Origin of the sequence: Streptomyces chromofuscus (assembly GCF_015160875.1) — a bacterium.
GTDB lineage: Bacteria > Actinomycetota > Actinomycetes > Streptomycetales > Streptomycetaceae > Streptomyces > Streptomyces chromofuscus.
Map to the genome: position 1 here is coordinate 382,727 of NZ_CP063374.1, position 22,290 is coordinate 405,016.

Sequence of the window (22,290 nt, forward strand, 5' to 3'; positions counted from 1 at the left end):
CCTGGGGTCTGGTCTGACGGCACCGGCATGGCCGTCCGTACCCAACGGCGGAAGGAGGAGGGCACAGCGAAGTCATCGGCGCCCGAAGCGCGATCAGACGGTGTCGCCCGTCCGGTACTTATGGGGCGAGGCCGCCGTGCTGCTGAACCGGTCGCGGTACGCTCCGGGCGTGACACCCATCTCCCGCTGGAACACACGCCGCATCGTCTCCGGACTGCCGAACCCGGCGTGGCGTGCCACGGTTTCCAGCGAATCCGTTCCGCTCACCAGCAGGGTGCAGGCGGCCTCGAGACGCACCTGCTCGACGTAGCGGGCGGGCGAGGTTCCGGTCTCCGCACGGAACAGCCGGGTGAAGTGGCGTGGACTGATGCCGGCGCGCCGGGCGAGGGACTCGAGCGTGTGGTCGCCGGCCGGGTTCTCCGTCACGCGGTCCAGCACCGCACGCACGGCGGGAGTTCGAGGGTGGCGGACTCGACTGCGCACACTGAACTGGGACTGGCCGCCGGGTCGGGCGAGGAAGACCACCAACTGCCGGGCGACCTCGCGGGCGGTGTCCGCTCCGAGGTCCTCCTCGATCAGCGCGAGGGCGAGGTCTATGCCGGAAGTCACCCCCGCGGACGTGTAGAAGCTGCCGTCGCGAACGAAGATCGACTCGGCGTCGACCTGAACCTTGGGGAAGCGGTGTGCCAGGCTCTGAGCGAGTTCCCAGTGGGTGGCGGCTTTGCGGCCGTTGAGCAGGCCGGTCGCCGCCAGCGGGAACGCCCCGGCGCAGACGGCGGCCGTGCGCCGGGCGCCTCTGGCGAGTTCGGTAAGAGTCTGCCGCAGACGTCGGTCCAGCATCGCCGGTCTCCAGTCGGGCCCCCCGGGCACGATCAGGGTGCCGATGTCCCGGGGCAGGTCGGCGGCGGCACAGTCGGCCCCCAGCACGACGCCCGCGCACGTGTGGACAGCGTCACCTGTCAGTGAGGCCGTCTTGATGACGTAGTGGCCCCCGTGCTCGTTGGCGGTGGCGAAGGCGTCGACAGGGCCGGCGACGTCGAGCATTTGCACGCCCTCGTACAACAGGATGACGACCAAGTGCCCTGCGTCCGGCCGCGTGCAGCGTCCGCTCGGACGATTTCCGGCTACGCGGTCGGCGGAGTCGGTGACCGGCTGCGGCAGACCGACAGGCGGGTGCGGAGGGGACGACATCGGTTACCTCGTGGGGTGCGGAGCGCCCCGGGGGCGGTGGAGACAGGACAGGAGCCCCCGAGGCACGAACAGGGCGGGTTACTCGGGCCAGTCGGAGTTCAGGACGGTGTCGACGAAGCTCTGACGCACGTAACCAGGCAGACGGCGTTCCAGACCGTCCGCCTTGACGTTGCCGAAGGCGCGCGCCAGCCGGCTGCCGGGCACGGTGACGCCGGCGGCGGTGGACGTTTCGGTGGTCATCAGGGCTCCAAGGAGGCGGGGAACGGTGCCGCCGGCGAGCGGCGGCACCATGGGCGGTTCAGCGATCAGCGACTCGCCGGGGAGGCGAACACCGTGCGCGAGGTGATGGCAGGTGGATCGCTGAGCATGCGGTGAACCGGGCAGCGGTCGGCGACGGCGTTCAAGCGTGTGACCTGCTCAGGCCCCAGTTCGCCGGACAGGCGGACGTCCTTGACGATGTGGCCGCGCGACCCTGTGTTCGGTCGAGACGTACGTCGACCTCGACTCCGGTCAGGGGCCGGCCATGGCGCTTGGCATACATCCGCACGGTCACGGAGGTGCAGGCACCGAGCGCCGCCGGCAGCAGGTCGACCGGGGTGGGGCCGGTGTCCTGTCCGACGGGCGCGGGTTCGTCCGCGGTCAGCGCGTGCGGACCGATGGTGATCACCTGGGCCTGGGCGGGAGGACTGCTCTCCCCTACGGCGGCACGGGCGGGCACGACGCGTCCTTCACTTCCGGGCGGCAGGCCGGGCGCCCTCGGGCGACCCCGCCACCGCCGCGATCACGGGACGTTCGCGCTGGGCGAGCGCGGCCACCGCGGACAGGGCGAGCAGGATCACCGACAGCCACAGGCCCTTGGCGATGCCTCCGTCGGAGTCGGACAGGACACCGGAGACCAGCGGGCCGACGGCCTGGCCGACGCTGAAGGCGACGGTCAGCCAGGCGATGCCCGAGGCCCAGGCGTGCGGAGGCAGCATGCGCCGGGCCAGGACGGTGACGGCCGTGGGACCGGCCATGAACGCCGAGCCGAAGACGATCGCGGAGATCATGGCGGCGGCGAGTCCGTCGCCCAGCAGCACGGGCAGTACGCCCAGCAGGACCACCACGGACACCAAGGCCAAAGAGGCGCCGCCGGGCAGTCGCCCGGTGATGCGGCCCCACAGCAGCAACGTCGCCAGCGCGCTCGCGGCACCGAGCACGATGAAGAACGCAGCCGTGCTCCAGGTGCCCAGGCCCTGGTCTTTCAGGAGTGCGATGACGAAGGTCATGTACGACACGTAGCCGGCACCGAACAGGACGTACCAGACGAAGGACCACGACATGCGCCCCAGGCCGGAACGCCCCTGCCCGGCCGCGGCCGGCGGCGCCGCGGGCACTGCCTTGGCGGCCCGTGCGGCGGGGATCAGGGCGAGCAGTGCCAGGACGCCCATCAGCAGCCAGCCCGTCTGCCAGCCGGAGGCGCCCAGGGCGCTCAGCGCGGCGGGAACGGCGACGCCGGACAGCACGACACCGATGCCGACCCCGGCCATGTAGACGGCGACGAGCGCGGCGGAGCGCTGCTGCCGGCCGCCGGTGTGGATCCGGGAGGCCAGCGCCGACCCGACCACGAACGTCACGGCGGTGGACAGCCCACCGACGAAGCGGAGTACGGACAGGGCGGCGAAGTCACCAGTGGCGCCGGAGCCGAGAAGCGCCAACGCGCTGATCACCATGCCCCACACGAAGGCCCTGCCCGCGCCGAACCGCTTGGCCCACCAGGCGCCGCTGCCGGCACCGATGATGTACCCCACCGCGTTGGCCGTGTTCAGACCGCCGGCAGCCGCGTACGACCAATCGAGCTCGGTGCGCATCGACGGCAGCAGCAGGGCGTAGGCGAAGCGAGTGAACCCGAGTGCCACGACCGGGCCGGCCGCCAGGCCCAGCGCTGTCAAGTATTCGGTCCGCGGACGGACTGGTCCCGCACCCAACGTGTCCATGGTGTCTTCCCCTGAGGTCGTCCAGCTTCGGCGCCGCGCTGTCCGCGAGACGCCGATCCGCACCTGCGTGGCAGCGGACACCCCACTCAACTCCGCGAACGGAGCTGTCCATGACCGTGCTTCGGGACGGGACACCCTCGAATCGGGACACGCCTCGCAGCCGGCCCGGCGAGGGAGGCCGCGAGGTGGCCCGAAGTGAGGGCGTCCTGTCCGGGACCGCGCCGTGACGACCCGGAGCGGCGGTGTTCGACGACGAGCAGTACCTCGTCCGAGCCCTGGTGACCCAAGCACTGGAGTCCTACCGTGTCCTCCTCGTCGCACGCCTCCCGCGATCGCTCCGCGACCGCCGCCCCGCCCAGCCCCGGCCGTGTCTGGCTGGCGGAAGGCGCCGCCACACTGTTGCTGCTGCTGGCGATGACGGTTCTCTTCCGCCACTTGTTCCACCCCCAGGCGTGGCCGGCAGGGCACCTCACCTCGGACGCCGGACGACTCCTGGTCGACGCCGCGGTGAGCGGCGCGGTCGTGGGCGGGCTGGTCGCCTCACCCCTGGGCCGCGTCAGCGGCGCCCACATGAACCCGGCGGTCACCGTGATGCTGTGTGCGGCGGGCCGGCTGCCCGCGGCCCGGCTGCCGGTGTATCTGTCCGCGCAACTGGCGGGAGCGCTCCTGGGCACCGCGCTGGGGCGGGGTCTGCTCGGCGATGCGGTGGCCCACCCGCACGTCAGGTATGCCCTGCTCCGCCCCCTCCTCGCCCAGCCACCCATGGTGATCGGCGTCGGCGAGGCGGTGGGTACGGCCGTGCTGCTGGCGATCGTGCTGCGACTCGTCAGCGATCCCGATCTCGAGGAGGTGGCACCGGCCGCCGTCGGCGCGACGCTCACCGTCCTGATCATTCTTGCGGCGCCCGTCACGGGGGGCAGTCTGAACCCCGCCCGGCAGTTCGGCCCCTGGCTCATGGCAGGCGCTCCCGGACCGGCGTGGCCTTACCTGGCCGGTCCGATGGCTGCGGCGGTTGCCGTGGGTGCCCTCGCGCGCCTGCTGCCCGTCGGCGGCGGGAGGTCAGGGCCGTGGCGGTGACCCGGTGGTGCTGATCATCGCCGGCGCGCCCGCCCTCCCGACCGCTGCCGGTGGGCGGTGCTGCCCGCGCTCTCGGCGTGCAGCGCGCCCAGCGCGTTCGCCGCGTCCGCCCTGCGGTGTCCCGCAGTGGCGCGCACGTCCAGCGCCGGCCGCGCGCCCGGCAGACATGAAAGGTCTCCCCATGCCCGCCCAGAGCGCGGACAACTGGCTCGCCCTGCCCCAGGTCAGCCGCCCCTCGCCACCGTTGACCGGCAGGTGCTGTCCATCAACGCGTCTGCGTGGCGCCGGGAGATCAGCGGGGAAGTCCTTGTCGACGGACGTCGCGCGGTGCGGTGGCTCGCCGAGACGGACCACCGACGCCGGGCAGAAGTCATTCCACCGCGTTGGCGCGGAAGACGGCGGTGACGGCTTTGCCCTCCGGCTCCGCGCGGGTGTGCCAGGAATCGGCGAGGGCCTCGACCAACCGCAGCCCCCGACCGGACTCGGCCAGCGGATCACCGTCGGCCACCCGCGGCCAGGTCGGGGAACCGCCCCGGTCGCACACGGTCAGTTCAGTGCCGCTCACGTCGCTGTGGAGCACCAGGTTCCCGACACCGTCGGTGTGAGAGACCGCGTTCGCCACCAGCTCGGTGACCACGAGCAGCGCGTCCGGCAGCCGCCCGCCGAGATGGTCCGAGCAGGTCTCCCGCACGGCTTCCCGGGCCTCGTGCGCGGCCCGTCCGAAGCCGGCGAGCTCGACCACGCGGTGGACGCCCACCGGGCTCGAGACGCGCTCGCCAGGTACGCCCGGACGCACGTCACCCTCTTCGACGCCGAAACGTCCGCTCTCGGGTTGTTCGCCCGTCGTCGGAACAACACCGACTCCAGCGGCCACGGCCCTCACCCTTTCAGGCCCAGAACTCCTCACGAAAACCGTTCGTCAGGAGAACCCACCAGGCTAGTTGGATATTCCAACTAGCCGCGGGCGACGGCGGGTCGGCCGCCGGTGGCCCAGGGGAAGTCCGCGGCCCTCCTGGGCGAACCAGGGCCGCCTCCTTCGGCTCGGCCACCCCGTCGGCATGCGCCGCGGCGGCCACATCGACCCCGCGGCGGCGGGCGGCGTGCAGGGTCTCGGTCACCGGCGACCTCGCCGACGGGATGCCCCCGGCCACATGGTCAACGGAATGCGCGGCGCGGTGCGCGCTGGTCCACATCCCGGCCGTCCACGGGACGACCCGTTGGTCAACAATTGCGCAATTAGGGGACATACCAGTAAATTCCTAGCCGCGGCTTCGAGATGTCACTGGCAGACGGGGCAAAGGATGAGCACGAACGACCGCGTCGCAGTGACAAGCGGCGTCGCACGCCTGCATGCCCCGCCCGGACTCCTGCTGCACGGGAGCGGTCAGGACGGCGAGAACCAGGCCGCCGGCACTGCCGGTTCCTTCGGGCGAGCCCCGGCATCCGTCGTGCACAGGCTCGTCCACGACCGGCTCGCTCGGTGTCTCAACGCCTCGGCCATGACCCAAGTAGCAGGCATGTCCACTGACTTGACGGTGACTGAGGTGGCCGACCGACAGCGTGCCGCAGACGCGGAGTCCCACTCGGTGGCGGACCGCGAGGGCCTCGCTCCCGCACGGGCTGCCATGACGACACCTATACGCTGCGGCGGCTCTGCCCGGACCACTTGGCGCGGCACGCCGCTGACAGCGGCGTGGAGTGGTGACGACGTGTCGCTGAGCGCCTGATCCCTGATGCCGCACCGCGCGACCTGCTGCCGTTCCTCTGACGGAAGCGGACGCCATTGCGGAACCGACAGCCGCCACAAACACCCCGAGCCGAACCGCCCTCTCCCCCACCTTGCATCCGGGCGCGGAGCGCCTCATCGGCCCCACGTGCCCTCAGGAACCAGCCACTGATCGCCGTGGCGCAGCGCGCACACGCACCAGACCGCAGCAGCTCCGCAAGCAACGCTCGGCCCCGTCCCCGACCCGCGTCAGCCCATGGAAGGACAACCTCGCCCGATGACCGATCGCACAACAAGATCCCGGGCCGACATCCGTGGCTTTCTCGCGGGCGACGGACCACAGCTGGTCGACGTGTGGCGGCGCAGCGCGCCGGCCGACCCCGTCACCGCGGACCGCTTCCGCTCCCTGGTCCTGCTCGACGCCAACTTCGACCCGGAGGGTCTTCGGGTCGCCGTCGAGGGGGACCGTGTCGTCGGCGCGGCCTACGCGGTGCGCCGTCTGACGCCGATGACCGGCACCGACCTGGAGCCGGAGCAGGGCTGGATCCCGTTCTTCTTCGTCGACCCGACCGCCCGCGGGCGCGGCCTCGGCCGTCGCCTGCTGACCGACGCCATCGACTGGCTGCACGGCCACGGCCGCACCCAGGTGGACTTCTCCTCGTACACCCCGAACTACGTCCTGCCCGGCCTGGACGCCGAGACGTACCCGGAAGCGGCCCTGCTCCTGGAGTCCCTTGGCTTTCGCACGCTGTACGAGGCGGAGGCGATGGACCGTGGCCTGGTGGGCTACCGCGTCCCGGAACACGTGACGCGCCGCGTGGAGGAACTGACGGCGCAGGGCCACCGTTTCGCCACCCCGTCCGACGACGACCTGGTGGACCTGTTCGCGCTCGCCGGGAGCCACTTCGGCCCCGACTGGGCGTGCACGATCCGGGCGTGTCTGGTCGCGGGCACTCCGCTCGACCGGATCGTCGTCGCTCGTGACCCGTCGGGCCGTATGGTCGGCTGGGCGATGCACGGCGCGTTCGACGCGGTGGACGAGCGGTTCGGCCCGATCGGCGTGCTGGAGGAGATGCGCGGCACCGGCCTCGGTGAGGTCCTCCTGCACCTGGTCCTTCAGCGGATGCGGGCGCGCCGCGCGCACTCCGCGTGGTTCCTGTGGACCGGCGCGCAGTCCCCGGCAGGCCACATGTACCGCAAGACCGGCTTCACCACGACCCGCGTGTTCCGCGTGATGCGCCGGACGGCCGCTCGATGACACCGGCGCCCCGCACCAGCGGCCTGAGCCGCCGCCACTTCGCGCTCGCGCTCCCCTCGACGCTGCTCGTCTCCGGATGCGCCGCACCGCATCAGGGCACCGGGCGGCCCGGGGACCCGATCGTCCTCACCCTGCTCTCCCACTACGCGAGCGGCGTGCTCAAGGAGGCCCTGCAGGGCCCTGTCGACGAGTGGAACGCCGGCCACGACCGGGTCAAGGTGCAGACGAAGGCCGTCGAGTTCACGGACCTGCTGACCACCTTCATGGTGCGGCAGGCCGCGGGCCAGGGCGCCGACATCCTCCACCCGTACTGCCTGTGGAACGGCCAGCTGGTCCAAGCCGGCGTCCTGCGCCCCGCTCCGCGCGAGTACGCGGAGGAGATCGCACGCGGGTACAGCGAAGCGGCCGTCGACTCCGCCTCGGTGGACGGCCGGATCTACGGCTACCCCACCGAGGTGCAGACGTACGCCCTCTACTACAACAAACGGCTGCTGCGCGAAGCCGGCATCGACGGCCCGCCACGCACCTGGCGGGAGCTGGAGGAGACCGCCCACCGCACCGCCAGGCGTGACCGGTACGGCAACACACTGGTCCAGGGCTTCGGGCTGTCGACCGCCGACGACTCCACCACCGTCGGCCAGACACTCGCCCTGCTCAACGCCGCCGGCGGCAGGTTCGTCTCCGAGGACGGCAGGAGCACCGCGATCGACTCACCGGCCGGACGGGCCGTGTTCGAGCTGGAGCACCGCCTCGTCACCCGAGGTGCGAGCGCTCCCGGCGTCAACGTCTACAAGGCGTTCCGGTCCGGGCAGGTGGCCATGGTGGTCAGCGCCGGCTGGTGGACCGGGAGCCTGAAGGCACTGATGGGCAAGGACTACCGTGACGTCGGCGTCGCGCCGCTCCCCCTCCCCGAGACGGACGGCAAGCGCGCCACGCTCTCCACCGGCTTCATGCTGGGGGTCAACACGGCGAGCAAGAACCCGCGCGCCGCCTGGGAGTTCCTGCGCTGGCTCAACACCGAGAAGGTGAACGTCAGAGGCACCACCAAGGGTGTGAAAGCAACCCGGATGAGTTCCCTGCAGGTGTCGGCCGGCTCCCTGACCGGCCGCGCCGACGACATGCGCACGCTCCTGGGCGCGCACAGCGATGCGAACCTGCGCCCCTTCCTGGACGCGTTGGCGTACTCGGTGCCGGAACCGAACGTGCCCGGCGCACAGCAGGCCAAATCGCTGCTGCGCAAGAACATCGAGGCGCTGTGGACCGGTCAGCAGTCGGTCGACCAGGCACTGCGCACCACCCGCCGTCAGGTCGATCGAGAGGTGTCCCGCTCATGGTGAACGCGCTGACGACGGCGACGACGGAGCGGGCGGCGCCCCGCACGCGCTCCGCCGGCCCCGCCATCGACGGCCGCGCCCGGGCGCGCCGCCGCCAGGCCGTCGTCGCCTATCTCTTCCTGGCGCCGACGTTGCTGTTCTTCGCCGTCTTCCTGATCCTGCCGCTCGGGTTCGCGCTGCTGCTGTCCATGTCCCGCTGGTCCGGCTTCGACCTCGGCGGCATCCAACCCGTCGGCACGGACAACTTCAGGGGCCTCTTCGCTGACGGATCGACGTTCCTGGCGCCGATCCTCACCAACACGCTGCTGTTCGCCCTGGGCACCCTGGTCCTTTCGCTCGCCGGCTCCGTGGTGGTCGCCACCTGCATCGACAACCTGCGGTTCCAGGGTCTGTGGCGCACCCTGTACTTCCTGCCGATCGTGACGACCGTCGTGGCCGTCGGCAACGTGTGGAAGTACATGTACGAGCCGGGCGGCCTCGTCAACGGCGTGCTGAACGCCCTCGGGCTCGGCTCTGTGGCCTTTCTCCAGGACCCGGACACCGCGCTGCCCTCGGTCGTGGTCGTCCAGGCCTGGGCCTCGGTCGGCTCGGCGATCCTCGTCCTGACCGCCGGGCTCAAGTCCATTCCCGAGTCGTACTACGAGGCCGCTGCGCTCGACGGCGCCGGGCCGGTCACCGTCTTCTGGAAGATCACACTGCCGCTGCTGCGGCCGTCCCTGCTGCTCGTGTGCGTCACCCAGCTGATCAGCGGCCTGCAGTCCTTCGCGCTGATCATCGTGATGACCAAGGGCGGGCCGGGCGACGCGACCAACGTGGCTGCCTTGGAGATGTACCGGCAGGCGTTCTCGTACGGCCACTGGGGCCCGGCGAGCGCCGCCGCCTTCGTCCTGTTCGTGGTGGTCCTCCTGATCACCCTGGTGCAGTTGTGGATCTTCCGGCGCAAGGGGGAGGACGCATGATCCGCCGCCGTTTTCCGTGGTTGTCGTACCTGGTGGTCGTGATCGGCGCCGTGCTCACGGTGGTGCCGTTCCTCGACATGGTGATGACGTCGTTCAAGGGGGCCGGCGAGGCCGGCACGCTGCCGTACCGGTTCCTGCCGGAGGCGTTCGACCTGTCCAACTACCGAGCGGCGATGGACCAGCTCGATCTGCCGGTGCTCTTTCGCAACAGTGTCGTCGCCACCGCCGTGATCACCGGATCGGTGCTGCTCACCTCATCGCTCGCCGGCTACGCGCTCGCCAAACTCCGCTTTCCGGGACGGAACTTGATCTTCCGGCTCGTGCTGTCGACGATGATGTTCCCCCCGTTCCTCTTCTTCATCCCGCATTTCCTGATCCTGGTGCACTGGCCACTCGCGGGCGGCAACGACCTGTTCGGGCGCGGGGGCGCGGGCCTGACCGTCAGCATCGCGGCGCTCGCCCTGCCGTTCCTCGTCAACGGCTTCGGCATCTTCCTGATGCGCCAGTTCATGGTCTCGATCCCGGACGAGGTCCTGGAGGCCGCACGCATCGACGGTGCCGGCGAGTTCGCCGTGTGGTGGCGGATCGTCGTGCCGCAGACGAGGCCGGTCGTGCTGACGCTCGCTCTGCTGACCTTCGTCCACGCGTGGAACGAGTACATTTGGGCGCTGCTCATCTCGACCGCCAACCCGGACGTGATGACCCTGCCCGTCGGCATCCAGTTCCTGCAGGACTACGTGGACCCGACCCGCACGATGCCGATCGTCATGGCCGGTCTCGTCCTGAGCGTCCTGCCGGTCCTGATCCCCTTCCTGCTGCTGCAGAAGTACTACATCCGCGGCGTGATGCTCAGCGGCCTCAAGTGAGAGAGGTCGGCTTCCGCCCCATGTGAACCTCTCGGTGGCAAGTGGGGCGGGCGCCGGCTCGGGCCTCCAGGAAGACCGAGCGGCGCGGACGACTGACAGACGGTCAGGCTGGGCGCCGGGTCTCTTTGGGATGGGGTCAGCCGCCGCAACGTGCGGTAGGCATGGCGGCACAGACTCAGGGTGACGCGGGTGGTGCCCGTCTCTCGCCGGTGAAGCTTCGGCGGTGTTCGCCGGGAGACGCGCGGGTTCGCAGAATCCTGCCCTCGAACAGTGCACGACCCGCACGGGACACTGTGGGCAAATTCTGGCCCACCGGTTGGCTGGTCCGACTGGCGGCGCCAGCACCAGGCACGATCACAGACCAGCCACTACCGCCGAGGAGCCGCAGCCCAGAGATGAAGAATGGGGTGCGGGCAGGAGAGGAAACGATGCGTCCGAGAAGCGTTGGACCAGGGATCGAGATTGCGAGTCTCGACGGTCCGGTAACCCCGTTGATCTACCGGTCACCTGCGGGTGGGACGGAGTTGGTGGCCGCTGACTCTCGCGGGCGGCTGACGCGGTGGGATGCCGAGTCCGGCCGCCCGATGGGCAACTTCCAGGTGCCCCAGAACGCTTCCAACGGCACGTTCGAATTGACAGCACTCGTGCTGCCGGACGGGCAGGTGCGTATCGCGGCCGGGGACGAATGGGGGCTCCTCCTGTGGGACGGTGCGAGCGGACGGCTTCTGGCCGACGCGGTCGGGGACGACCAGATCTTCCGTGTCGCCGGAGGACTGACGGGCGGTGGGCGGGCTGAGTTGGTCGGCACAGGGGTCAACGGGCTGCACATGTGGGATCCGGTCACAGGCGCGTCCCTGGTCCCTCCGCTGCAACATGTGGGAGACGCGGTCGCCGTGACCCTGGCGAAGTTGCGCTGCGGCACCTCATTGATCGTGACGGGTGACTACGAAGGGGTACGGCGCTGGCAGGGCGACCTCTGCGAGTCGTCGTTCGGCGCGGAGATCAAGGCTCCTCACATCGACATGCTGATCACGGCATACGACCAGGACGGGCGACCGCTGATTGTCGGTGTGGTTGAGGAGGGCGAGGTCGTCTGCCGTTGGGACGCCGCGACGGGGAAGGAGGTGGGGCCGCCGATTCCGGCTGGGGGGGAGTTCGTGAGGATCGCGACGGCAACCGTTGGGGGTCGGATGCGGCTGTTCACGGCAGACCAGGACGTGGTACGCCAATGGGATCTGCTGTCCGGCGAGTCGTTCAAGCAAACGTTCGTCGGATCTTATGTCTCCGCGGTGTCTCTGCCGGACGGAAGCGCTCTCCTCGCCGCCGGGACGAAGGGCGGGAAGCTGACCACCCACCACCTGGTCTGAGCCCGAGGGAGCCAAGGCGCCGGGTGGCAGGTCGAGGCCGTCGGAATTTGCTTCGCCCCGTCCGACTGGCAACGCCGCCACCAGGCACGATCACGGACCACGGATGCCTTTACCAAGTGGGCTGATGTGTGCTGCCGCGTCGTCAGCCGGACGGGACCGTGACGGCCCGGGCGTTCCATCCGGAGACGCGTACGCGTGGGGTCTGGTCAGGATCGACGGTCCGATGGGAGGCCACCAGAGTCGCCGACTCGCCCGGCCACAGGCTGACGTGGTTGTCGTTCCAGTGGACGGGCAACGTGGGAGTCCTGCCGTCCGCGGAGACCAGGTCGACGTCGGTGAGCAGAACGGGAGCCTTCGTGGTGCCCGGGTGGCGGAGGGTCACGGTCGTCGTCGACGTGCCGGCCCTGGTCCCCTTCGTCGTGGCGGTCACGTCCAAGGCGACCTGCTGCATCGAGGTCAGTCCCGTGAGGTCGGCGTAGGAGGTGGTGGGGGTGTAGTACCAGTCGGTCTTCGCGTAGTCGAGGACGTCGTTGCGGGTGGAGAGCCAGTAGACGTTGCGGCTCAGTTCCCGGCCGGTGGTGTCGGTGAGCAGCAGCCGGGCCAGGTACGTCCTGCCCAGGCCGGGGACCTTGGCGGGGAGGGTCAGCGAGGTGGTGGTCACACCGCGGGCTTCGACGTCGACGCCGGTCACCGTGCGGTCGTACTTCTTGGTCCCGTCGGTGTTGAACAGTGTGACCCGGGCGTTCAGCCCCGAGGCGCCGGCTGATCGGTTGTTGACGATGCTCACCGTGCGGTTGTCGTAGCCGTACTGGATGTGGAGCGGTTCGTTGGCCTTCTTCGCGCCGAAGTAGGACCCGTTCTGGTCGAGATAGCGGTCGATGAGCTGCCAGTGGAGAGAGGTCCAGCCACTGTTGAGCATCCAGTAGATGACGCCGGTCGCGGGGGCGGTGGTGTCCTTGGCGTTGCGGGAGTACGCCTCGAACTGCGCCCGGACGCTCTCGTACTGGGCGAGCTGGGCCTTGCGCACGTAGTCGCCGAGTTCGGTCGGGGGTCCGTAGCGGCCGGCGAGCGCGGCGTTGTACAGCTTGAGCGTCGAGAAGGTGGCTGAGGGAGAGCGGTGGTACTGGGGAGCGGAGGGCTTCTTCCAGAGGGTCTCCAGCTCGGCCGGGGTCATCATCCGTCGCAGCGTGTCGAGCGTGGGGATGCTCGGGCCGGCACTGGTCTCGGAGTTGAAGCCGGTGGCTCCTCCCTCACGCTTGTCGTACCAGTAGCCGGGCGGCACCCAGTCGTAGGGACCGGTCATCCGCATCCCGGAGCGACCGATGACGGGTGTCGACTTCCCGGAGGCGGAGGGGATCACGGGCACCTTCCAGTCGGCGGCCCGCAGTGCCTGGAGGTATCCCGACTCGATCTTGGCGTTGGGCGCCGCGTCGCTGCCGATCAGGAACGAGATCACACTGGGGTGGTTGCGCAGCCGGGCCGCCTCGGCGGCCATCGACGCCCGGGCGACCGCATGGTCGGCGGCGTGCCACTTCTCCCCGGACTCCGCGGGGTTGACCTCCCCTTCCCACTTGTTGCAGCACTCCCAGCCGGCGATCGTGAGGATCCCGTACCGGTCGGCGAGGTCGAAGAACTCGTCGGGCTCGAGGTGGCCTTCCAGGCGCAGCGTGTTCAGGCCCAGGTCGCGGACGTACTGCATGCGGTGCTCGGCGTAGGCGGGATCCCACCTCAGGAACTCGTCGGGTGACCAGCCCGCGCCCTTGATCAGCAGTGGGCGGCCGTTGATCCGGTACTGGCGCGCGCCGTCGGCGTTGATCGGTGCTTGCACGTCGCGGATACCGAAGGTGGAGTGGGCGGTGTCGGAGGTTTCCCCGTCGACCGTCACGGCCAGGTCGAGGTCGTACAGGGGCTGCCCGCCCATCCCGGCGGGCCACCATACGCGGGGCGACCGCACATGGAGTTCGGGGTGGTCGGCCGGGGAGTACACCACGGTGCGGCTCTCCCCGGGCGCCAGCGTCACCCGTCGGCTGAGGGCAGCGGGCCCGGCCGTGCCGGAGAGGACCGCCGTGACGGTGTCGGGTGAGTCGTTGCGCAGGCGGGCCTTGACGGTCAGGTCCGCGGAGGCCAGCGACGGGACAGCCAGGTCGGTGACGACATGCGCGTCACGGAGGACCACCGGGCCGCTGCGGCGGACGACGACGTCGCGGAGGATGCCCATGTTCCTGTCAGGTGGGGGCTGCAGCCAGTCGAGCCAGCCGACGGTGAGGTGCTTGCGCGGGTCGTTGGGCTGGACCCGGAAGGCGACCGTGTTGGCACCCGGTCTGACCAGACCGGTGATGTCCAGCTCGTGTCGGGTGTAGGTGCCCGCGACGTCCTTCGCCGTCGAGACCTGACGGCCGTTGACGTAGACGTCGGCGGCGGAGGTCACCCCGCTGAAGTCGAGATAGGTACGACGTGACCGGCTGTCGTCGACCGAGAAGTCGGACCGGTACCACCACGGGACCGTGAAGTCGGCGGCAGGGATCAGCTTCTGGTTGGTGGAGTGGAAGGGGTCGGGGTAAAGGCCGGCCGCCAGCAGGGCTGCGAGGACGGTGGAGCGAGGGCCGGCCTGGTACCAGCCCTTCGCCGGATAGCCGGGGCTGGACACCTCGGCCGCCGGGTCCTTCACCCGAGCACTTGACTGGATCTTGAACCCGGCCAGTGCCCTGCCGGAGTCATGGCCGTCGGTGACCGCGGCGGCGGCCGACGTACCGAGCGCCGCCCGGCCGGCGGAGCCGACCGGGGGAAGGGCGGGGGCCAGGAAGACGAACAGGCCGAGGAGGGCGGTGACGAGGAACCGGCCGGGTACCCGGGCCCGGCGGTGTGACGGGCCACCGGCCGGGATGGACGGGAACGGGTAACCAGGGTGGCGTAGCGACACCCTGCTCAGCTGTTGAGACATGCCCTTCAGCATGGTGCCGGAGCTCTGACAGCCGACGCTCCCCATGCCGCGCGTCGCCCGATCGCAGCAACCGTGGAGCGCGCGGAGGAGTGATGGCGAGGTCCTCGGGTGTCGCGCGCGGCCCGGCCGAAGGGAGTGTTGTACGGGCGCCGGGGCCGCTCTCGGGGCCTGGCTTGTGCCCTGGGGCGGGAGTGTGGGGCGGCCCGGTGGGCCACGGTCGCTGTCAGTCGATGTGGACGGGCACCGGTGACCACGTCGCAGGCAGTTGCTCAGCCGGATCCCCGGTCACCAGCACCGGGTAGCGGAACCGCCACCACCGCGCTTGCTCTGCCGTGGGGCGCCGGCTCTCCTGGAACGGCTTGATCGGTGCCGTGGCCACGCGGAACCGCTCGTCCAGTGCGTCAAGCTCGGGCTGACGGTGCCTGCGAACCCGTTCGGTCAGGACAGCCCTCGGGGTTCAGGACACGGCGCACCCCGCAGGCACAACACAGGCGCCGCCGCACCGTGTCTGCCGCTGCCCTCCGGCGCCCGTGAGGAGGTGCCGGAGGGACCTGTCGGCCGCGGCCGTGGGCAGGACGGGGCTAGAAGACGCCCTTGTAGGCGCTCCATCCCGTGGCGATCTTCGTACGGCCGCCGAAGGAGCCCCTGCCGTTGCCGGTGTTGCGCCAGAGGTTGCCGGAGGTGTCGCGGGAGACGAGGTCGGCCTTGCCGTCGCCGCTGATGTCACCGACCCCGACGACGACGTTGTAGGAGGAGCCCCAGTCGTCGAAGACCTTGACCCGGGACTTGAACGTGCCCGACGCGGTCCCGTCGTACCGCCACAGCTCGTTCGACCTGTCCTGGGCCAGCAGGTCACCGCGGCCGTCACCGTTGAGGTCACCGACGCCGATGACCTTTTTGTAGCCGGACCAATTGGTGTACAGCTTCACCCGCGACGACAGCGTTCCGGCGCTGGTCGCCTTGTACAGGTACACCGCGCCCGTCGACGAGTTCCGCGCGATCAGGTCCGCCCGCCCGTCGGCGGTGATGTCACCCGGTGAGGTGAGGACGTCGTACTGGCCGAAGCCGGTGCCGAGCGAGGTGTACGGGGTCGACGTCGTCACAGCCTTCCCGCAGCCGGGCCGGTAGCCACGCAGCGTGCCGCTGCTGAAGAGGACCAGAACGTCATTGCAGCGGTCGCCGTTCAGGTCGCCGTACGGGACGGCCTTGACGGAGGTCGCCCAGCCGGACGCGGAGACCGTGCCCGAGAAGCCGCCGGCTCCGTTGCCCTTCTGGATGCTCAAGGTGCCCGAGGAGTTGAGCGTCAGCAGATCGCCGATACCGTCGGAGCCGGCGTGGTCGCGTCTCACGGCCGCGGCGCCGGACACCTTGACGGTGCCGGAGGTCGACAGCGTGGCGCCGGCGCCGTCGGCCGGGACGGCGGTCAAAGTCCAGGTGGAGGACCCGTTGGGCACCAGCGCGCCCGTCTGGTTCCTGGCGTCCCAGGCGACCTGCACGACGCTGCGGGTCGCTCCGCCTTGCCAGGTGCGCTGTACGGCCCCGGTGGTGGTGCTCTTGACGGTCACCTTCCAGGACGCCGCGGGCTTGGACAGCCACCAGCGGCCGTTCCACCGCGCCGCGCCGCCGCCCGCCGCGAAGGACGTCGGGACGGTGGAGTCGGGTGCGGAGAGCTTGGCCGGGAGCCAGTGGTAGTCGTACGCGCCGACGACGTGAACGGTGTTGCCCGCGTCGACGTAGGCGACCTTGTTGGAGCGTCGGTCGACGGTCCAGGTGACGCCCCGGGTGTCGGTGGCCGCCGAGGGCGCGACGCCGGTGATCTCCCCGAGGTCGGCGGTGACGTCGTTGACGACCTGCGTCAGCCGGATCGATCCCTCGGCGACGTCGTGGTAGCCGTAGAAACCGTCGCCGAGGAGCACATCCCCGACAGGGGCGTAGTACGTCTGGCCCTGCGCGGAGAGATTCTTGATGCCTGCCTTCTTCTGTGCGGGGCAACTCCAGTAGAGGAGTGTGCCGTTGGTCCGCAGGTCGTCGGGGGTGCAGCCGGAGCCGACGTTGACCGTGCGCACGGTCCTGCCGGTGCGCAGGCTGGTGGCGACCACCGTGCCGGCGGTGGTGGACGGGGTCCACAGGGTGGCGTAGTCGAGCGCGGCCGCCTGCGCGTTCTGCTCGCGGACGACCTTGCCCGAGGTGATGTCCACGACGTACTGATGTCCGGCGTCACCACCGCCCTGGTACAGGACGTACTGCGGGGACACGTCGAGGATGCGGCCGTCGGCGGCCGGCAGCGCGATGTTCCCGTTCGGGTCGTCGGCAGTGGTGAGGACGTCCCTGCCGGTGGCCGCGTCGGTGGTGAGCTGGGCGAGGCCCTCGTCGCCGCCGTCGGCGAAGCGGCCCGCGCCCGTGGTGGCGGATGTGACGGTGGGGGTGAGGGCGGCTCCGCCGGTCGGGGCCAGCGCGGTGCCGATGTTCTGGCTGTGGAGGGTCCGTTCGTCCCGGAGGGTGTTGAGCAGGCGTACGGTGCCCCGGTCCAGGCTGAGCGCACCGACCGAGCCGTCGTGGTGGACCTGGGGCACGCTGTGCAGCGGGGTGGCGGCGACCGCGCCGTTGCCGTCCTGGGTGAGCCGGTGGATGGCACGCGTACCGCCGGCGGTGGCCCGTCCGACCACACTCACCGACTCACCGGTCTGCACGGCCCATTCGACATCGGCCAGGGCCACCCCCGACTCACCGCCCAGTGACAGGGTGTGCAGCACTCCGCCCGAACCCTCGTACCACAGCAGGTTGTCGCCCACCACGAAGGAGGTGACCTCGCTGTCCTCGGACGACGTCGGTACGGTTCGGACACCGGGGGTGCCACCCGCGCTGCTGCGCGCCCTGATCCGTATACCGTCCTCGCCCTCCCGGGTGTACCACGACACCCACGCGTCGGTCAGCCGGAAACTGCTCGCCGCTCCGGTCACCTGGAGCACCGTGACGGTGCCGTAGACGCCGCTGACGATCCCGTACGCGGCCCGGCCGTCCCTCTGGTACCGGACGATGAACTCCACGCCGTCGCTCGCAAGGATCTCGGGCTCGGCTTCGGCGGTCGCGCCCGCGGGCAGCCGCACCTGGACGTCGTAGAAGCCGCCCGTGCTGTTCGGCCTGAGGACCCTGTACTCGTACGAGCCGTCGCCCAGCTGCCGCGAGACCAGTACGGAACCACCGCTCAGCCGAGGGTGCTCGTAACCGCTCGGCAGCGTGAGGGTGCGTGTGGTGCCCTCGCTCAGGGTGAGCAGGACGATGCCGGTGCTGCCGTCGGCGCCGGTGGTGGAGTACGCGACCCGGTCGTAGTCGTCGTGCGTGAGGAAAATGGACTGCGCCGGGACGCCGTTGAGGGCCGTCACCGCCTGTCCGGTGTCGCTCCACACATAGCCGTCGGTGCCTTCCTCCTGGTACAGCACACCGTTGCGGGTGCTCGCCAGCACCTCGACCCCGCGGTCGACGTCGGCGTCGGGCGCGGGTATCGCCACTCCCGCGGCAACGGCGTGGGCGGGCGAGAGCAGCGGCGGCATGGCCATGCCCGTCGTGACGACGAGCGCGGTGGCGACGGCGCTCCCCAGGCGCCTCGGCCGATGGTTCCGTGCGGGCACGGTCCCCCCCCTGTATTCGGCTGTATGTATTCGGCTGTATGCGATTCTGCCTGTACAGAGGACGTCCCCCCGTACACACGTTCGTGAGCGTACTGCCGCCCGCGGGGCCGAGACCATCCCCAGCGCTGGGCGGGGCAGCGGAGTCGCGGGGGACATCAGGGACAGCCGCCACCGTGCGACCCTGTCACCTGGCCTGAGGTCAGGAGTCGCGCGGGCCGCCCGGGCGGTCGCGCCGACTGAGGTCGAGAGTGATCCGCCCTCCGCTGAGACGCTCGACGCCCTTGGCCACGTCCCGCCACTGGACCGTGCTGAGGGCGCGTGAATCCACGACATGCTGCCGACCACCGGCCGCGCGGACCGCGTACAGGGCGACGACGGCGTCGTGCCGGTCGCTGTCGAAGCTCAGGTCGGTGATGTCCGGCCAGGAGAGATCCACATGGTCGACCCAGTCCCGGCGCCCGGTGGCCGACCGGCGCTCCTGCTGCACCAGGATCCCCGTAGGTCCGACCACGAAGCGGACGCCGTCGCCGGTCACGGTGACGGAAAGCGCCGCCGAGCCGGTCGACTCCCGCACGGCCGCTTCCCGTTCGGGCGCCGGCCGCGGTGACGCCCCTCCCTCGGACACCAGCCGGACGGACAGCAGGAGGTCACCCGACGGCCTCGGATGGCGGCCCGGTACGCCCCGGCCTCGTACGCGTACGACGCCCCTGTCCCGCGTTCCGGCGGGGACCCGGATCGTCACCGACTGCCGGACGCGCCGGGTCAGCCCGCTTCCCCGGCAGTCACGGCAGCGTCTACGGCCGTCCTTTCCGGTGCCGTGGCAGTGATCGCAGCGCACCCTCGCCCGGTACTCCACCGTCTTGGTGGTGCCGGCCGCAGCGTCGGCAGGGCTCAGCCGCACCACCCCGCGCACGTGCCGTGGTTCGTCGTACCGTCTCGGCCTCAGTCGTGCGAAACGACTGCGCCGTCCGACCACTTCGAACCGCAAAGGCCGCCCTTCGCGCCGAGCCCGTGCCTGAAGGCGGATCAGGTAACCGGAGCCGAGGGCTGTCGCCCCACCGACGACCATGCCGAACACTCCCACGCGCCGATTCTCGCTGCGCTGTTGCGTCAGGTCGGAGGTGCGGCTGTGCACCTCGTTCGCGCTCACGGTCGTGCTCACGCACGTGTCGGACTCCGTCATCCGCTGTCCGCCGCAGTCCACGTCGCTCGTCAGAAAGGGCGACACACCCCAGGCGAACATCAGCAATCCGACAACAAGAAGGGCCCAACTGCCGTAACCACGGCCCCCGGTCACCGCCATCAGGCCCTTCCCTCAGCAAGTCCCGCGTTGGACGGATACAGCCTGGCCCACGGCGGGAGCGATGCTCAATACCTGTGGATCAGCCGTGACACAAGGAGGCGAATCTTCCTCGGTATGCGCATGGCCTCAGGGGTGCCCGGTCTGGTCACTGGTAGCGGCCGTCGAAGCGAGCTCCGCTTCTGAGGTCCAAGAACTGCAGGCCGACGATCCGGCCCTCCTCCACCACCCACCGGAGATCGTAGGAGGCCCGGTACGAGGGCGGCCAGAAGGAGCTGAAGTGGCCGCTTCCGTCCACAGACCAGGTCCCCTCCGTTCGGCGTCCTGCCTCGAAGTAGACGGTGGCCCCGTCGGGGTCGAAGGTCTGCGTCGCGCCGTCGCTGTAGACGAGCTTTGCTGCGGTGACGGCGGCTGGTATGTGCTCGGGCGGCACGGGTGCACCGTCCTGGGCGGGCACGCCGTCGAGGTTCCTGGTCACTGTGCGATCCTCCCGTCGGGCCGACCGTATTTCCGTGGGCGAGGCCTTGCCGGGAGCGCGCGGCCCCACATGGACAGGATGCCTTGGATCAGGCTTCCGTGCGGTTCCGGGCTCAGCGCGTCGTTGAACTCCCCTCCATGTCCGCTTTGCCGGTGCATCGCCGTGAGCGACGGCCTGCAGCTGCCGTGGGTGATCTCCGGCGGCGAACTCGACCTCGCCGAAGGCCGGCCCACGCCGAGCGCATCGCGCGCACGGTGCTGCCCGACGGTGACTGCCTGTGACGTACAGGGGGACGACGGCGCGTCCGCCCGCCCCGCAGTGCAGGCAGATCCCGAAAACCGGGCACGGATCCGCTGCTGGGCGAGGCGGGCGCCGGCGGCGTGCCCGGCCGGTGCTGGAGCAGGTCAACGCCGCCGACCGCGACGACATCGACGCCGTCCTGCTCCATGCCGCGCCCGAGCCGCGCCCTCAGGTCGGGCGTCCGGGACGAGGAGACGTGACGGAGCTCGCCGCCCGGGCCGGGCTCGCCGCCGTCGCCCGCCGCGACATCGGCGCGGAGCACCGCCGCCCGGGCCTCGGCCCGGGCGCGGCCTGACCGACGTGCCCGCCCTGCGGCGCTCGGCCGATCAGGCAGACCTCTGACCGGCCTCGCGCTGGAGCCGGACCAGCAGGGCCATGAAGTCCAGCTCGCCCAAGCCGGTCGACATGCAGGCCTGGAGCAGCTGCTGCACCACACCGGTGACCGGCAGCGGAACTCCCCCCGCCGCCGCCGCCTCGAGAGCCAGGTCCAGGTCCTTGCGCATCAGCCGCGAGCTGAACGTCGACGTGTAGTCGTCCGCGAGGAGGGGCCCGATCTTGTACTTCACCAACGGCGACGCCACCGCCGACGCGCCGACGATCTCCAGCAGCTTCTCCCGCCGTACGTCGTGGGCCTCCGCCAAGGCGACGCATTCGGCGAGGAGTTCGGCGGTCCCGGCGACCATGAGGTTGAGGGCCAGCTTGATGACGCGCGCGGTGTCCCCCTCACCGGCGAGGAACACATGAGGGCCGATGTCGCGGAGAAGGCTCTCGACGGAGCTGAAGACGGACTCCTCCCCCGAAGCGATGACGGTCAGGTTCCCGGCGCGGACGACACCCGGGTTGCCGCTGACGGGAGCGCAGAGGTACCGGACGCCTGCCGCCGCGGCCGCGGCGGACACGGCGCGCGAGACCTCCACCGAGACGGTGCTCATGTCGATGAGCGTCTTGCCCTTGGCGGACGCGGCGTGGACCATCCCGCCGTCCGCAGCCAGCGCCACATCGGCCAGGGCGCGGGAGTCCGCCAGCATGGTGATGCAGACGTCGGAGCGTTCCCACGCCTCGGCCGGCGAGTCCAGCTCGTACGCGCCGCGGGCCACCAGGTCGTCCGCCCTGCCCTTCGACCGATTCCAGACACCGACCTCGTGGCCGGCGTCGACGAGTCGTTCGGCGATGGCGGATCCCATCTGCCCGAGACCCAGCACTGATACGTCCACCTTCATCTCCTCGGGGGATGTGCGCGTGAGCCGCGCGAGGGTTGGCGCACGGGTCCCGGCCACGCGCTCGATCCGCAGGGCCGGCCCGGCGAAGGGACGGGGCCGTCCTACATGGTCGCGGCGAGCTGCCAGTCGTACGCGAGCCGCGCGTGGGAGGTGAGGTCGCAGAGGCTGCCGAACGTCCCACCGAAGTACACGAGCGGATCGGAGTCGACGGCGTAGCCGCACCGGTTCACCTGACCGACGAAGATGGTGTGGTCTCCCCCGGCGAACTCCTCCTTCACCTCACAGGCGAAGTGCGCGACGGCGCCGTCGATGACGGGGAGGTCGTGGTCGGTCCGCAGCCCGACGCCGGCGAACTTGTCGTCACACCTGCTGGCGAAGCGAAGGGCGTGATGCTCCTGCCCCCGGGAGAGCACACTCACGGCGAAGACACCGGACGCCGAGATCGCGTCCCTCGTCGCGAGGGTGTTTCCGACGCACACCAGCAGCATGAGCGGGTCCAGCGAAACGGACGCGACGGCGCTGGCGGTCATGCCGGCCGGCCCGTTCGGAGTCGTGGTGGTCACGATCGTCACACCGGTCGTGAACCGTGCCATGGCTCCTCGATACGTAGCACGCATCTCCTGCGTGGTCGATGCACCCATGCTGCCCTCCGTTGCCTCTCACGAGTT

General features: G+C 70.5%; 18 protein-coding genes. 7 read left to right on the forward strand and 11 right to left on the reverse strand.

Annotated features, from left to right (window positions below; translation table 11 throughout):
• Positions 1 to 93: 93 nt before the first annotated feature.
• From IPT68_RS01580 to IPT68_RS01595, 4 genes are all read right to left on the reverse strand, one after another.
• Positions 94 to 1,044, reverse strand: a complete 951-nt coding sequence (locus IPT68_RS01580) for a GlxA family transcriptional regulator (protein WP_229818360.1) — start codon at positions 1,042 to 1,044, stop codon at positions 94 to 96.
• A 225-nt stretch (positions 1,045 to 1,269) separates the two neighbouring features.
• Positions 1,270 to 1,431: a hypothetical protein gene (locus tag IPT68_RS01585; protein ID WP_189697522.1), complete on the reverse strand. Its 162-nt coding sequence runs from the start codon at positions 1,429 to 1,431 to the stop codon at positions 1,270 to 1,272.
• Between the two features lie 160 nt (positions 1,432 to 1,591).
• Positions 1,592 to 1,909 carry an OsmC family protein gene (locus IPT68_RS34920; protein WP_407699458.1) on the reverse strand — a complete coding sequence of 106 codons (318 nt, stop codon included), beginning with the start codon at positions 1,907 to 1,909 and terminating at the stop codon, positions 1,592 to 1,594.
• 10 nt (positions 1,910 to 1,919) lie between these two features.
• Positions 1,920 to 3,122, reverse strand: coding sequence for a YbfB/YjiJ family MFS transporter (locus IPT68_RS01595; RefSeq protein WP_189697521.1), 1,203 nt, complete (start codon positions 3,120 to 3,122; stop codon positions 1,920 to 1,922).
• Positions 3,123 to 3,470: 348 nt separating this feature from the next.
• On the opposite strand from IPT68_RS01595, the gene IPT68_RS01600 reads away from it, so the two are divergent.
• Complete coding sequence (locus tag IPT68_RS01600) at positions 3,471 to 4,244, forward strand: MIP/aquaporin family protein (protein WP_189697520.1); 774 nt, start codon at positions 3,471 to 3,473, stop codon at positions 4,242 to 4,244.
• A 370-nt stretch (positions 4,245 to 4,614) separates the two neighbouring features.
• Here IPT68_RS01600 and IPT68_RS01605 read toward each other — a convergent pair whose 3' ends face one another.
• The gene (locus IPT68_RS01605) at positions 4,615 to 5,118 is read right to left on the reverse strand and encodes an ATP-binding protein (protein WP_228040172.1); all 504 of its coding nucleotides are present in this window, start codon (positions 5,116 to 5,118) and stop codon (positions 4,615 to 4,617) included.
• A gap of 1,129 nt (positions 5,119 to 6,247) precedes the next feature.
• Here IPT68_RS01605 and IPT68_RS01610 point away from each other — a divergent pair.
• From IPT68_RS01610 to IPT68_RS01630, 5 genes are all read left to right on the forward strand, one after another.
• On the forward strand, positions 6,248 to 7,228 hold the full coding sequence (locus IPT68_RS01610) for a GNAT family N-acetyltransferase (RefSeq protein ID WP_189697519.1): 981 nt from the start codon (positions 6,248 to 6,250) through the stop codon (positions 7,226 to 7,228).
• Positions 7,225 to 8,565 (forward strand): ABC transporter substrate-binding protein, encoded by a 1,341-nt coding sequence (locus tag IPT68_RS01615; RefSeq protein WP_189697518.1) that lies wholly within the window; start codon positions 7,225 to 7,227, stop codon positions 8,563 to 8,565. The genes IPT68_RS01610 and IPT68_RS01615 overlap by 4 nt, the downstream gene beginning before the upstream one ends.
• Complete coding sequence (locus IPT68_RS01620; RefSeq protein ID WP_189697517.1) at positions 8,559 to 9,521, forward strand: carbohydrate ABC transporter permease; 963 nt, start codon at positions 8,559 to 8,561, stop codon at positions 9,519 to 9,521. Before IPT68_RS01615 ends, IPT68_RS01620 begins: the two co-directional genes overlap by 7 nt.
• Positions 9,518 to 10,387 carry a carbohydrate ABC transporter permease gene (locus IPT68_RS01625; protein WP_189697516.1) on the forward strand — a complete coding sequence of 290 codons (870 nt, stop codon included), beginning with the start codon at positions 9,518 to 9,520 and terminating at the stop codon, positions 10,385 to 10,387. Before IPT68_RS01620 ends, IPT68_RS01625 begins: the two co-directional genes overlap by 4 nt.
• Before the next feature lie 584 nt (positions 10,388 to 10,971).
• Positions 10,972 to 11,754, forward strand: a complete 783-nt coding sequence (locus tag IPT68_RS01630; protein WP_189697515.1) for a WD40 repeat domain-containing protein — start codon at positions 10,972 to 10,974, stop codon at positions 11,752 to 11,754.
• Between the two features lie 142 nt (positions 11,755 to 11,896).
• Here IPT68_RS01630 and IPT68_RS01635 read toward each other — a convergent pair whose 3' ends face one another.
• From IPT68_RS01635 to IPT68_RS01650, 4 genes are all read right to left on the reverse strand, one after another.
• Entirely contained in the window at positions 11,897 to 14,695 is a 2,799-nt protein-coding gene (locus IPT68_RS01635) for a glycoside hydrolase family 2 protein (RefSeq protein WP_189697514.1), read from the reverse strand.
• A 581-nt stretch (positions 14,696 to 15,276) separates the two neighbouring features.
• A complete protein-coding gene (locus IPT68_RS01640; protein WP_189697513.1) occupies positions 15,277 to 18,324 on the reverse strand; it encodes an FG-GAP repeat domain-containing protein in 3,048 nt (1,015 codons plus the stop codon).
• Positions 18,325 to 18,523: 199 nt separating this feature from the next.
• Positions 18,524 to 19,486 (reverse strand): DnaJ C-terminal domain-containing protein, encoded by a 963-nt coding sequence (locus IPT68_RS01645; protein ID WP_194074045.1) that lies wholly within the window; start codon positions 19,484 to 19,486, stop codon positions 18,524 to 18,526.
• A 286-nt stretch (positions 19,487 to 19,772) separates the two neighbouring features.
• Positions 19,773 to 20,102 (reverse strand): hypothetical protein, encoded by a 330-nt coding sequence (locus IPT68_RS01650; protein ID WP_189697511.1) that lies wholly within the window; start codon positions 20,100 to 20,102, stop codon positions 19,773 to 19,775.
• A gap of 391 nt (positions 20,103 to 20,493) precedes the next feature.
• Between IPT68_RS01650 and IPT68_RS01655 the strand changes: the two genes are divergently transcribed.
• Positions 20,494 to 20,697 carry a hypothetical protein gene (locus IPT68_RS01655; protein WP_189697510.1) on the forward strand — a complete coding sequence of 68 codons (204 nt, stop codon included), beginning with the start codon at positions 20,494 to 20,496 and terminating at the stop codon, positions 20,695 to 20,697.
• 31 nt (positions 20,698 to 20,728) lie between these two features.
• Here the strand turns inward: IPT68_RS01655 and IPT68_RS01660 are convergent, their stop codons facing one another.
• Together IPT68_RS01660 and IPT68_RS01665 are read right to left on the reverse strand one after the other, a co-directional pair.
• The gene (locus IPT68_RS01660) at positions 20,729 to 21,616 is read right to left on the reverse strand and encodes an NAD(P)-dependent oxidoreductase (protein ID WP_189697509.1); all 888 of its coding nucleotides are present in this window, start codon (positions 21,614 to 21,616) and stop codon (positions 20,729 to 20,731) included.
• 107 nt (positions 21,617 to 21,723) lie between these two features.
• Positions 21,724 to 22,215 carry a flavin reductase family protein gene (locus IPT68_RS01665; protein WP_228040175.1) on the reverse strand — a complete coding sequence of 164 codons (492 nt, stop codon included), beginning with the start codon at positions 22,213 to 22,215 and terminating at the stop codon, positions 21,724 to 21,726.
• Positions 22,216 to 22,290 lie beyond the last annotated feature (75 nt).